Raw genomic sequence first — 12199 nt, forward strand, 5'->3', positions numbered from 1 at the left:
AAGCTGAACGAAAAGGTACGCCTTCGCGCCGCTTTTGCAGTTCGTCGATGCAGGACGACGGTTGGTCCGGAAAAACGGCGCCGAATCCTTCGGGGGATTCGGCGCCGCCTGAATGGGTCGTCAAAAGAGCGGGTAGGTCAGCCCGCGCGGCCCCGCTGCTTGGGGCGCGGGTCGGTCCATTTGAACGCCGAATCGGCGACCGCGACGTTGAATTTCTGGTTGCTGAGGTCGATGCGCGTGCGGTTGTTCTGCGAATCGAGTGCGACCCAGCCGCGCAGGCGCAGGCCCGCGGGCGCCGATCCGTCGCGCACGAATACCATCGTGATCGTGCCATATTCGGGGCGCTTCGGATCCTTGACCTCGACGCTCAGCACGTCGCCGCTGCCCGTCGGCAGGACCTTGGCATATTTGGTCAGGTCGCGGTCGGGGTCGAGCAGCGCGCCGAGTGGCGAGTTCTTCACCGGCCAGCGCTGCACCTGCTTCACTTCATAGTCGATCATCGTCAGCGAACTGCCGTCGCCGACGATCAGCAGCGGCACGCCCTTTTGATATTGGAAGCGGATCTTGCCCGGACGCTTCAAGGTCAACTGGCCGCTCAGGCGCTGGCCGTTGCGGTCGGTCTGCACGAAATCGGCGGTCATCGAGCTGGTCGATTTGAGATGCGACTGCACCGCCGACAACGTGCTCGCCGATTGCGCGATCGCGGGAACGCCGATGGCAAGGCTGGCCGCCGCGACGGGGGCAAGCGTCCAGGCGGCGAGGCGGGTCATGGGGGTCTTGAAAATCATCTGGCTCTCATTCTGCGATATGTCTGCGGTCCATCGCAGGCGGGCATTGAACGCGCGCTGAACCTGTCGTTAGATGCTGTTCAAGTCGTGAAGCCGGCAAAGGTTGCTCATCTTTGCTGGCCGTACTGGTCGGTGAGCACGTCGCGGCGGCCGACATGGTTGGGCGGGCTGACCAGCCCTTCCTCCTCCATCCGCTCGATCAGGCGCGCTGCACTGTTATATCCGATGCGCAGCTGGCGCTGCAGCCAGCTCGTCGAGGCCTTCTGGCTCTCGACGACGATCTGGCAGGCCTTGGCGTACATGCGGTCCTCGGCGCTGTCGCCACCCGCGGGCGCGCCCTCCATCGCGAAACCGCCGTCCTCGGGATCCTCGGTCACGCTCTCGATATAGTCGGGCCGGCCCTGTGCCTTCCAGTGATCGGCGACCGCGCGCACCTCGTCGTCGGAGACGAAGGGGCCGTGGATACGCGTGATCTGCTTGCCGCCGGGGACGTAGAGCATGTCGCCCTTGCCGAGCAGCTGCTCGGCGCCCGCTTCGCCCAGAATCGTGCGGCTGTCGATCTTCGACGTGACGTTGAAGCTGATGCGCGTCGGCAGGTTCGCCTTGATGACGCCGGTGATGACGTCGACCGACGGACGCTGGGTCGCGAGGATCAGGTGGATGCCCGCCGCGCGGGCTTTCTGCGCCAGCCGCTGGATCAGGAATTCGACTTCCTTGCCCGCGGTCATCATCAAATCGGCAAGTTCGTCGACGACGACGACGATCTGCGGCAACGGCGCATAGTCGAGCGTCTCTTCTTCATAGACCGGCTGGCCGGTGTCGGGGTCGTAACCCGTCTGGACGCGGCGCCCGAGCGACTTGCCCTTGGCGAGCGCGCCGCGCACCTTGTCGTTGTAGCTAGCGAGGTTGCGGACCGACAGCGACGACATCATCCGGTAGCGGTCCTCCATCTGCTCGACCGCCCATTTGAGCGCGCGGATCGCCTTCTTGGGCTCGGTCACCACGGGGGCGAGCAGGTGCGGGATATCGTCATAGACGCTGAGTTCCAGCATCTTGGGATCGATCATGATCATCTTCACCTGATCGGGACCAAGCCGATAGAGAAGCGAGAGGATCATCGCGTTGAGTCCGACCGACTTACCCGAACCCGTCGTACCCGCGATGAGCAGATGCGGCATCGGCGCGAGGTCGGCGATCATCGGGTCGCCGCTGATATTCTTGCCGAGGATGATCGGCAGTGCGCCGGTCTGATCCTGGAACAGGGCGCTGCCGATGATTTCGTGCAGCACCACCGATTCGCGGTTCGCGTTGGGCAGTTCGATGCCGATCACGGTGCGCCCGGGGATCGGTGCGATGCGCGCCGACAGCGCCGACATGTTGCGCGCGATATCGTCGGCGAGGTTCGATACGCGGCTCGCCTTCGTCCCCGGTGCGGGTTCGAGTTCGTACATGGTGACGACGGGGCCGGGGCGGACCGCGGTGACGACGCCCTTGACCTGGAAATCCTCGAGTACCGATTCGAGCAGGCGGGCATTGCGTTCGAGCCCCGCCTTGTCGATCTGCCCCGTCGGTCCCGGCGGCGGCGGCGCGAGCAGGTCGATCGACGGCAGCTGGTAGTTGGTGAACAGCTCGGTCTGCGGCTTGGGCTTGGGTTTCGAGGGCGCGCTGCGTTCTGCAGGATCGGCGATTTCGGGCGGGGCGCGGTCGCTCGGTTCGGCAACGGCGCGCGGGCGGACGACGCGGTCCACGGGCTCGGGCGCGCGGATGTCGTCGCTCGCCACGCGTGCGGGTTCGACGACACGGCGGCTGCCCTCGGCCGCGGGCAGTCGGAAACGCGACGCCCAGCCCTTTTCAAGCCGCAGTGCGCGCCACGCGAGCCACAGGCCGACCCCGACGAGCAGCAGGATGGTGGCAAAGCGGATCAGCGCCGCGGCGGGTTCGCCCGCCTGCGCGAACAAGGGCGCGATCGCACCGCCGAGCAGCAGCGCGATGATCCCGCCCCAGCCTGCGGGCATCGGTGCGTTGGTCGCGGGCGACCAGAGTTCGGCGCCGAGACCGACGAGCAATATGCCGATGAAACTGTAAGCAAGCTGGCGCGGCCAATAGGGCTGCGCCTCGCCGGACCAGAGCCGCCACGCCATGATCCCGAGCAAGGGCAGCAGCAGCGCCACGCCGACGCCGCCGATCGACAGGCCCAGATCGGCGAACCACGCGCCCGCGCTGCCCATCCAGTTCGCCGCGGTCCCGTGCGCGGCGGTGTTGAGCGCCGCGTCGGTGCTGTCGTAGGTGAGGAGCGCGAGAGCCAGGAACAGCGTGAACAGCCCGAGCAGCGCCGCCGCCGCGATCACGATCGATCGCGCGATGCTTTGGCGGAAAACCGTGCGCCAATCGGCCTTTACGGGTGCGGCCTTGCGGCTTGCCATGCTCTTTACGGGTCCCTGTCAGTTAACCACGGCGATATGCGCATGGGGCGGACTCGCCGTCAAGCGGGCCGCCGCCGCCACCGCGGCCTTTCCAACCGTCCTGCCGCACGCTAGGGCATCGGCATGAGTGAAACGCTGCGCAGCGATGTCCTGATTTCGGGTGGCGGCCTCGTCGGCCAGGCGCTGGCCCTCGCCCTTGCCCACCACGGCCTGTCGGTCCAGGTCGTCGACCCCGCCGACCCGACGCGCACGATCGCGCCGGGGTTCGACGGCCGCGCCTCGGCGATCGCCAGCGCAACATGGCAGATGTTCGAAGTGCTGGGCATAGCAGAGCGGCTTGCCGGCCATGGCTGCCCGATCCGCGCGATCAAGGTCGGCGACGGTGCCCCCGACAGCGGCCGCGGCGGCGAACTCGACTTCGTCACCGCCGATGGCGCGCCGCCGCTCGGGACGATGATCGAAAATCGCCAGCTCCGCCTGGCGCTCGCCGCAGGGCTGGCCGATACGCCGCTCGTTCGCCTGTTTATGCCTGCCGAGGTCGTGGCGCGCGACACCGATGCGCATGGCGTCACGCTGACGCTCGCCGACGGCACGCGGCTCGCCGCGCCGTTGCTGGTTGTCGCCGAAGGCCGCCGCTCGCCGACCCGCGACGCGGCGGGGTTCAGTATCGCGAACTGGTCGTACCATCATCACGCGATGATCGGCGCGGTGGCGCACGAAAAGCCGCACGGCCATGTCGCGCACGAAATCTTCTATCCGTCGGGACCGTTCGCGTTGCTGCCGCTCGTCGACGACGAACAGGGCCGGCACCGCTCGGCGTTCGTCTGGACCGTGTCCGAAACCGACGGCCCCGGCTTTGCCAAGCTTGGTGACCGCGGCTTCATCGCCGAGTTGCAGAAGCGCGCCGGCGGGGTGCTCGGCGCGATGGAACTGGTGGCGCCGCGCATGACCTATCCGCTCGGCTTCCATCACAGCGCATCGATCGTCGCCGACCGCCTCGCGCTCGTCGGCGACGCCGCGCATGGTATCCATCCGATCGCCGGGCAGGGGCTCAACCTCGGGCTGCGCGACGTCGCCGCGCTCGCCGAAGTGCTCGTCGAGGGTGCACGGCTTGGCCTCGACCTCGGCGATGCGGCGCTGCTCGCGCGCTATCAGCGCTGGCGCGGGCTCGACAATATGATGGTCAGCCTCGCGACCGACGGGCTGACGCGGCTGTTCGGCATTCCGGGGCGCACCGCTGCGGCGGTGCGGCGCACCGGGCTCGGCGCGGTGCAGCGTATGCCGATGCTCAAGCGCTTCTTCATGGACGAAGCGCGCGGGGAGGCGGGCGACCTGCCGCGCCTGCTCGCGGGCGCCGAAATCTAGGTATTATTACCTGGGCGCGCGGCAGCCCGGCGCTAAGCATGACCGCCTATCCCTGTCGAAGCGGCAACCATGCCGCGGCAGGATGGGGATCGCAGCATGTCGGCAAAAAGCGATGCGCTCGAAGGGGCGGTGACCGATTATATCCAGGCGCGAACCGCGCTCGATGCGACGCCGGGAGCGCGCACCCGGGCGCTGGCCGATCGGGCCTTTGCGCGGCTCGCGACGCTCGCGGCACCGCGAATCCGTTATTTCACCCGCGCCTATGGCCTCGCCGACGTCGCCGATGACGCCGCGCAAGTGTGCGCGATCGCGCTCCACCGCGCCGCCGAACGCTATGATCCGGCGCGGGCGCGCTTCACAACCTATGTGAACTGGCAACTGCGCGCCGAATTGCAGGCGCTGCGTCACCGCCTTCACGGCGACCAACGCTGCGCCGGGCGGCGGCACGTCACCGCGACGCTGTCGCTCGACGCGCTCTGCGACGATGGTGTCGATGACTGGCTGGTCGATCCCGTCGCCGAAACCGCGGTTGAACAGGGCGCGGCGGACAGTCTCGCGGCGCGTGTCGCCGATCGCCTCGTCGGCGACTGGGCGGCACGGCGGCGCGCGGCGTTGTCACGCGGAACGGGCGGTGATGGCAAGCGGATCGCGGTTCGCGTCGCGGCCGAACAGGAGCTTGTCCGCCATCATCTGATGGTGACCGAGGCGGCCGACCGGCTGCGCGAGAGCGATCGCCACATCGTGCGGCGCGCGCTGGCCGACATGATCCGGCACACCGCGGGGCGGAAGGTGCACTGAATCTATGGAACCAGCGGTGCCAGCCCGCCAGATATTATTGCAGCGTAGCGCGGCCGTCGTCGCCGTCGAAGCGGCCGAAGAATTGCATCAGCTGGACGACCAACTCGGCGCGGGCGTCGATCGGCGTCGCTTCGAGCAGCGCCTGCTTCGCCGCGGCGTCGAATGGCGCGACCTGCGCGATGCCGTTGACCAGCGTCGCGTCGTCGAGCTGCCCGACCGAATCCCAGTCGACGACATAACCCTGCCGCGCCGCGAAGCGCTTGGCCTCGCGTTCGAGGCTCGCGCGCTCGATGCTCGCGAGCACGGCATCGTCCTCGGCTTCGAGCTCGATCTCGGCCTCGACCTGCCGGAACGGCGTCGTGACGTCTAGCTCGCGACGGACGCGAAAGCGCGCAACGCCTTCGAGCACGAGGTTGAACCGGCCCTCGTCGAGCGCCTCGACATCGACGATGCGCCCGACGCAGCCGATGTCGTAGAGCGCGGGCGGCTCGCGATCCTCTTCGCCGGGAAGCTGGCGCGGTTGGATCATCCCGATCTGCCGGTCGCGCGCCAGCACCTCCTGCACCATCGCCGAATAACGCGGCTCGAAAATATGCAGCGGCAGGTGCAGCCCGGGGAACAACACCGCGCCGGTCAGCGGAAAGATCGCGATCCGCTGGATCGTCAAAGGCGCGGTCTCGCCCATCACCCGAACAGGATCAGCGACAGGCGGCGGCGCTGCGCGGCAACCCACGCATCCTCGAGCCCGACGGCCTCGAACAGCGACAGCAATTTGGCGCGCGCGGCGCCGTCCTGCCACTCGCGATCGGCGGCGACGATGTGGAGGAGGTTGTCGGCGGCGGCATCGCGCTGTCCCGCGCCGATCTGCGCGGCGGCGAGGTCGTAACGCGCTTGGTGATCGTCGGGGTTCGCCGCGACCGCGGCTTCGAACGCGGCGAGTTCGCCCGCGTCGGGGGCGTCGGCGGCGAGCGCGAGCGCGCTTTTCGCCTGCGCGATCGGGGGATCGTCGGCGATGTCGGCGGGCACGGCGTCGAGCGCGGCCTGCGCGCCTTCGATGTCACCGGCGAGAAGCAATGCGCGAATCAGCCCGCCGTGCGCGGCGGCATTGTCGGGTGCCATGTCGAGGATCTGTGCAAAGATGCTCGCGGCGCGCGCGCCGTCGCCTTCGGCCAGCACGCTTTCGCTCATCTCGACCAGCGGCGCGATCTCGACCGCGCGTGCGCTTGCTTCGCTTTCGATCGGCAGCTGCGCGAGCAGCTGGTCGAGAATCGCCTTCAATTGGCTTTCGGTGCGCGCGTTGGTCAGGTTCGCGACCGGCTGGCCCTGGAAGATCGCATAGACGGTCGGGATCGACTGGACCTGGAACTGGCCGGCGATGAAGCGATTCGTATCGACGTCGACCTTGACCAGCACGACGCCCTTGTCGGCATAATCGCCGGCAACCTTTTCGAGCACGGGGCCGAGCTGTTTGCACGGACCGCACCATTCGGCCCAGAAATCGAGGATGACGAGGCTGGTCATCGACGGTTCGACGACGTCGCGGCGGAAGGCTTCGACGGCTTCCTTTTCGGAGGGGTTCAGACCGAGGGTGGCCACGAAAATATGCTCCTGTTCCTGATTTCCGGTCGTGCCCGCCGAAGCGGACGAGACTCTTGCCCCGCTTATGTGGGATTTGCGGGCGATATGCCAACCCTTCGCAGAAAAACGCAATCAGGGGTTGCCGAGTCAAAAAGCCGGTGCTAATCGCCCGCCTCACCCGCTGGAACCGACCGGTTTCCAGCCGCCAGAGCGGGCGTAGCTCAGGGGTAGAGCACAACCTTGCCAAGGTTGGGGTCGAGGGTTCGAATCCCTTCGCCCGCTCCATTTTTCCTCAGAAAATCAGTCACTTATTGTCGCGCGGTCAGCGCGTTTTGTGGTGACACGGGCAATGATACACCGCTTTGTCTCCACAATGTCTCCAAAAAATATCGCAGATACGGATAGGCGCGGCAGCTTTCGCGTGGCCAGTCTGTCTCGCGCGCGGCATGCGCCGCGCCAGTCCGCGGGTCCGGCGCGCTACGCCCGCTGGCCCATAGAGTGAGAGGGGAACGGGGAAACCCGTGACGGGCAAGGGCTTGGAGAGAGGCTCCGGGCGCTCGTCGCGGAGATTTGCCATGACCCACCCTATCCAAGCGGCGCCCGCCGATCACGCGCCGGGCTACAAGGTCGATATCTCGCGCGGTCAGCGCATTGGCCGCGTTTCATCTGAATGGTTCTCGCGCCCCGAGGACGAGCGCTACCTTTCCTTGAACGAGCTTTTTGACGTCGTCCGCGCGCGTGCCGAGGCCGCAACGGCCCGGACAGTCGAGACACGCGCGATCCGCGTCGAGGCCGCCACCGACAATCCGGAGCGGCTCACCCTCCTGCTTCCTGACCGCGACGCGCCTGTGGCGCCGACCCATTGGTCCTTCGGCCAGCTCTGCAGCCTTGTGGGCGCACCTTCGGGCTATTTGCGCCAGCTGCCTGCGGCCCTGGCGGGAATCAACATGCAGCACGGATTGCTCGCGCATCGCGGCGAGTTGGTGAAAACCCTGGAGACTGGCGACGGCCGCACCGAACTGCGTGCCGTCACCGGCCCGGATTATGGGCGGATCTGGGACCATGAGCTGGTGTCGGCGGTTATGAAGATCGCGGGCAATGGAACGGGCGACACGCGCTGGAAAGTGCCGGGCATGCTCGACTGGTCGACAATGCGGCACAATCCATTGGTCGAGGTCACAAAGGACACGACGACGCTCTATGCGAGCGACCGCGACGTGTTTCTCTTTCTCGTCGATGATATGAACCCGATCGAGGCGGGGCGACTGCCCAACGGGGATCCCGATCTCTTCTTTCGCGGCTTCTATTGCTGGAACAGCGAAGTCGGATCGAAAACGCTCGGCATGGCGACCTTCTACCTCCGAGCTGTTTGCATGAACCGGAATATCTGGGGCGCGGAAGGCTTTGAGGAAATCAGCATCCGCCACAGCAAGTTCGCCGCTGGACGATTCGCGCAGGAGGCTGCGCCCGCTCTTGAGCGCTTCGCCTCGTCATCGCCGGGTTCATTCCTGGATGGAATCAAGGCGTCTCGGGCTGCCATCGTCGCACGCGACGCCGACGAGCGACAGAATTTCCTCCGCAAGCGGGGTTTCTCGAAAGGCGAGACCGAAAAGATCATCGCCACCGTCCTTCAAGAAGAAGGACATCCGCCATCGTCGATCTTCGATTTCGTGCAGGGCATCAATGCTGTGGCCCGGGATCGCCCGCATCAGGACGCGCGGCTGGAGCTTGAAGGAAAGGGAGCAAAATTGCTCGCGTCGGTGCGCTGATCCGGCGTCGACTCTCGGTCCGGCGCGGTCCGCTTCCCCAGAGGAAGAGGGCTGCGCCGGAGCCGTGGCGGGTTGAAAGCCGGGAGAGTGTCTCGCGGCGGCCCGTCATGGAGACGAGTCATGACGAAACATGCGAAGATCACGCTAAGTGGCGCGCGGGACATCCCGTTCAGCGCCCTCATGCTGAGCCAGGCTAATGTGCGGCGCGTTAAGGCGGGTGTGTCGATCGACGGCCTTGCGGCCGACATCGAACGGCGCGGCCTGCTCCAGAGCCTGACGGTTCGGGCGCAGCGCGACGAAGAAGGCAACGAGACGGGGCGCTTCGAAGTCCCTGCCGGCGGGCGCCGCTTTCGGGCGCTGCAACAGCTCGTGAAGCAGCGTCGCATGGCCAAGACGGAGCCGGTGCCCTGCATCGTGCGCGACGATGACGTCGTGTCGGCCGAGGAAGATTCGCTGGCCGAGAATGTCCATCGCGAGCCGTTGCACCCACTCGACCAGTTCCGTGCGATGCAGAAGCTCGTCGAGCAGGGCAGCGACATCGAGACGGTGGCGGCGACCTTCATGGTCACCCCGGCGGTCGTGAAGCAGCGCCTCAAGCTCGCCGACGTGTCGCCGAAGCTGCACGACATCTACGCTGAGGACGGCATGACCCTCGATCAGCTGATGGCTTTCTCGGTCGCGAGCGATCATGCGCGCCAGGAACAGGTCTGGGACATGCTCCAGACGAGCCACAACGTGCAGCCCTGGTTCATTCGCGCCCGGCTCACCGAGGACAAGGTGCGCGCATCGGATAAGCGGGTGCGCTTCGTGACGCTCGAAGCCTATCTCGCGGCTGGCGGCCATGTCCTGCGCGATCTCTTCGAATCCGATGACGGCGGCTGGCTCGAGGATGTCGCACTGCTCGATCGCTTGCAGACCGAAAAGTTCGCAACCGAGGTTGCAGCGATTGCGGCCGAGGGCTGGAAGTGGGTCGAGGCCGCGACCGATTTTCCTTACGGGCACACTTATGGCCACCGCCCACTCGAAGGCGAGGAAGGCCCTTCGAGTGAAGAAGATGAGGCGCGGCTCGAGGCGCTCCGCGAGGAAGCCGACCGGCTCGAAGATCAATGGGCCGGCGAAGATGAAATCCCCGATGAAGTCGCCGCCCGCATCCAGGCGATCGACGAGGAGATCGCGCCGCTCGTGTCGAAGCCGCTCATCTACGATGCCGCCGAGGTTGCCATTGCAGGCGCCTTCGTCAGCATCGATGTGGACGGGTCGCTTCACATCGAACGCGGTTTCATTCGGCCCGAGGACGAGCCCGCCGAGGTGACCGACGATGCCGAGCCGGCCGCCGACGAAGGCGAGCCCGATCAGGATCGCGCCGGCGACGGAGCGGAGGATGACGAAAATGGCTCGGCAGACGAAAGCGCCGACGAAGAAGATCCCGACGACCTCCTTCGTCCGCTGCCGGATAGGCTCGTCACCGATTTGACGGCGCACCGGACGCTTGCGCTCCGCGATGCCGTGGCGTCGAGTCCGCTGGTCGCTTTCGCTGCCATGCTGCACGCGCTGGTTCTCGAGACCTTCTACACTTACGCGACGTCGGGGAGCTGTCTTGGCATTGCAATGCGCAGCAATCGGCTGATCGGCTATGGGACAGGCCTCAACGATACGGCGTCTGCAAAGGCAATCCATGAGCGGCACGAGAGCTGGTCGGCGCGGCTGCCCGACGACACGACCGAACTCTGGACGGCGCTGACGGCCTTCAATGCCGACGAGCAGGCCGCGATTTTCGCGCACTGTGTGTCGTTCGGCATTGATGCGGTGTGGGAGCCGGCGACCCAATATAATCAGGGTCGCGTCTCGGCGCGCGCGGTCGCGAACCGCATCGAGCACTCGCATATCCTCGCGCGGGCCGCGAACCTCGACATGGTGGCGGCAGGCTGGACGGCGACTGTCACCAACTATCTCGGCCGCGTGACCAAGCCGCAAATTCTCGCGGCGGTTGAAGAAGCTTGCGGAGCCGACGTCGCGGGTCGTCTCGGCGGCATGAAGAAGCCCGAAATGGCAAGCGCTGCCGAAGAGCTGCTGCAGGGCAAGGGCTGGCTCGCCAATCCGCTCCGCACGCCGGAACCGGCAATTGCGGCGGATCAGGATCCGGCAAATGACGACGAGGCGGCGGATACCGACGGTCACGATGGCGAAGCCATCGACGCCGTGGCAGCCGAATAGGCCCCGTCCCCTGAGAACCTTTCGGGAAGTTCGGCCGCGTGCTGGACTTCCCTTTTTTCTGCCCCGGCCTTGAATCTGCAAGTCTCGCGACGAACATTTGGTGCTCGTCACGGCAGGGGCTGCTGGGACGGCCCGCTATACGTCGCTCCAAGGAGAGCCGGCGCGCGGGCCGCGATGCAGAGGAGCCCCGCATGTCCAGTTCCACTGCCGATATCGTTCGCCGTCTCGGCGAAAATGCCGAAGCCGTCTGTCGTCGCTACCTCGGCAACGGCCGGCGCGAAGGCCATTATTGGATGGTCGGCAATATCCATAATGAGCGCGGCCGCAGCCTCTATGTGCGGCTTCCCTCCCATCACGACGGAGCGCTATCGGCCGGCAAATGGACCGATGCCGAAAGCGGGGACCATGGCGACCTCCTCGACATCATCGCGGCGAACTGCGGACACGCCAGCTTTCGCGAAACGCTCCAAGAGGCACGGCGCTTCCTGAGCCTGCCCATGGAACCGCCTGCCGCGAGAAACCCCGCGCCGCGCAAGCATCCGGCTGGAACGCCCCAAGCCGCCCGGCGCCTCTGGGCCGGCTCGAAACCTGTCGCTGGCAGTCTCGGTCAAGCCTACTTCCTTGGCCGACGAATCCTGAACGCTGCCAGCGCCGACGCGCTTCGGTTTCACCCAAACTGCTATTACCGCGCCTCCGAGGACGATGCCGCGGATTGCCGGCCTGCCTGGCCTGCGATTATCGCAGCCGTCACCGATGACGCCGGCATGATTACCGGAGTTCATCGTACCTGGCTCGATCCAACAGGCGGAAAGGCCCCTGTCGCCTTTCCGCGGCGCGCCATGGGGAATCTGCTTGGTCATGGCGTCCGATTCGGGCGGGCCGGTCCCATGATGGTCTTTGGCGAGGGGCTGGAAACATTGCTCTCTGTTCGCGAGTTCCTGCCGGCAATGCCGATGATCGCGGGCCTGTCGGCAGCGCATCTCGCAGCGATCGCATTTCCGGATGGACTGAGGCGCCTCTACGTTGCGCGTGATAACGATGACGCTGGCCGGCTTGCCTTCGAGACGATCGCAGATCGCGCGAGCAGCGCAGATATCGAGCTGCTTCCCCTTGATTCCGAGCTTGGCGACTTCAATGCCGATCTGACCACATTTGGTCACGATCGGGTCAGGAGCGCTATCAAAGCGCAGCTGTGTCGAGCCGACCGTCTCGAGCAATTTTGACGACATTCGTGCCGCCGGAACAGGCAGGCATTGGCTGTGCC

9 protein-coding genes and 1 tRNA gene are annotated in these 12199 nt (G+C 66.2%); 6 read left to right on the top strand and 4 right to left on the bottom strand.

The window, feature by feature from the left end:
* Window positions 1–137: 137 nt before the first annotated feature.
* The gene (locus ACIPPQ_RS07380) at window positions 138–788 is read right to left on the bottom strand and encodes a LolA family protein (protein WP_446543480.1); all 651 of its coding nucleotides are present in this window, start codon (window positions 786–788) and stop codon (window positions 138–140) included.
* A 107-nt stretch (window positions 789–895) separates the two neighbouring features.
* On the bottom strand, window positions 896–3211 hold the full coding sequence (locus ACIPPQ_RS07385; protein ID WP_446543481.1) for a DNA translocase FtsK 4TM domain-containing protein: 2316 nt from the start codon (window positions 3209–3211) through the stop codon (window positions 896–898).
* A 123-nt stretch (window positions 3212–3334) separates the two neighbouring features.
* On the opposite strand from ACIPPQ_RS07385, the gene ACIPPQ_RS07390 reads away from it, so the two are divergent.
* Both ACIPPQ_RS07390 and ACIPPQ_RS07395 read left to right on the top strand, forming a co-directional pair.
* Window positions 3335–4576, top strand: coding sequence for an FAD-dependent monooxygenase (locus ACIPPQ_RS07390; RefSeq protein WP_446543482.1), 1242 nt, complete (start codon window positions 3335–3337; stop codon window positions 4574–4576).
* Window positions 4577–4672: 96 nt separating this feature from the next.
* The gene (locus ACIPPQ_RS07395; protein ID WP_446543483.1) at window positions 4673–5374 is read left to right on the top strand and encodes a sigma factor; all 702 of its coding nucleotides are present in this window, start codon (window positions 4673–4675) and stop codon (window positions 5372–5374) included.
* 34 nt (window positions 5375–5408) lie between these two features.
* On the opposite strand, the gene ACIPPQ_RS07400 is transcribed toward ACIPPQ_RS07395, so the two are convergent.
* Together ACIPPQ_RS07400 and ACIPPQ_RS07405 are read right to left on the bottom strand one after the other, a co-directional pair.
* The gene (locus ACIPPQ_RS07400) at window positions 5409–6059 is read right to left on the bottom strand and encodes an LON peptidase substrate-binding domain-containing protein (protein WP_446543533.1); all 651 of its coding nucleotides are present in this window, start codon (window positions 6057–6059) and stop codon (window positions 5409–5411) included.
* Window positions 6059–6970, bottom strand: coding sequence for a tetratricopeptide repeat protein (locus ACIPPQ_RS07405; RefSeq protein WP_446543484.1), 912 nt, complete (start codon window positions 6968–6970; stop codon window positions 6059–6061). Before ACIPPQ_RS07405 ends, ACIPPQ_RS07400 begins: the two co-directional genes overlap by 1 nt.
* Before the next feature lie 192 nt (window positions 6971–7162).
* Here ACIPPQ_RS07405 and ACIPPQ_RS07410 point away from each other — a divergent pair.
* The 4 genes from ACIPPQ_RS07410 to ACIPPQ_RS07425 all read left to right on the top strand — a co-directional run bounded on the left by ACIPPQ_RS07410 (window position 7163) and on the right by ACIPPQ_RS07425 (window position 12158).
* A tRNA-Gly gene (locus tag ACIPPQ_RS07410) sits at window positions 7163–7237 on the top strand.
* Between the two features lie 290 nt (window positions 7238–7527).
* The gene (locus tag ACIPPQ_RS07415) at window positions 7528–8721 is read left to right on the top strand and encodes a DUF932 domain-containing protein (protein ID WP_446543534.1); all 1194 of its coding nucleotides are present in this window, start codon (window positions 7528–7530) and stop codon (window positions 8719–8721) included.
* Window positions 8722–8841: 120 nt separating this feature from the next.
* Entirely contained in the window at window positions 8842–10935 is a 2094-nt protein-coding gene (locus ACIPPQ_RS07420; RefSeq protein WP_446543485.1) for a ParB/RepB/Spo0J family partition protein, read from the top strand.
* Between the two features lie 191 nt (window positions 10936–11126).
* A complete protein-coding gene (locus ACIPPQ_RS07425; protein WP_446543486.1) occupies window positions 11127–12158 on the top strand; it encodes a DUF7146 domain-containing protein in 1032 nt (343 codons plus the stop codon).
* Window positions 12159–12199: the final 41 nt, after the last annotated feature.

Source organism: Sphingopyxis sp. LARHCG72 (genome assembly GCF_052871675.1).

Excerpts from the sequence above, each read along its gene's own strand:
- ACIPPQ_RS07400 (WP_446543533.1), bottom strand. The coding sequence starts at position 6,059 with ATGGGCGAGACCGCGCCTTTGACGATCCAGCGGATCGCGATCTTTCCG.
- ACIPPQ_RS07380 (WP_446543480.1), bottom strand. The coding sequence starts at position 788 with ATGATTTTCAAGACCCCCATGACCCGCCTCGCCGCCTGGACGCTTGCC.
- ACIPPQ_RS07420 (WP_446543485.1), top strand. The coding sequence starts at position 8,842 with ATGACGAAACATGCGAAGATCACGCTAAGTGGCGCGCGGGACATCCCG.
- ACIPPQ_RS07415 (WP_446543534.1), top strand. The coding sequence starts at position 7,528 with ATGACCCACCCTATCCAAGCGGCGCCCGCCGATCACGCGCCGGGCTAC.
- ACIPPQ_RS07395 (WP_446543483.1), top strand. The coding sequence starts at position 4,673 with ATGTCGGCAAAAAGCGATGCGCTCGAAGGGGCGGTGACCGATTATATC.
- ACIPPQ_RS07425 (WP_446543486.1), top strand. The coding sequence starts at position 11,127 with ATGTCCAGTTCCACTGCCGATATCGTTCGCCGTCTCGGCGAAAATGCC.
- ACIPPQ_RS07390 (WP_446543482.1), top strand. The coding sequence starts at position 3,335 with ATGAGTGAAACGCTGCGCAGCGATGTCCTGATTTCGGGTGGCGGCCTC.
- ACIPPQ_RS07385 (WP_446543481.1), bottom strand. The coding sequence starts at position 3,211 with ATGGCAAGCCGCAAGGCCGCACCCGTAAAGGCCGATTGGCGCACGGTT.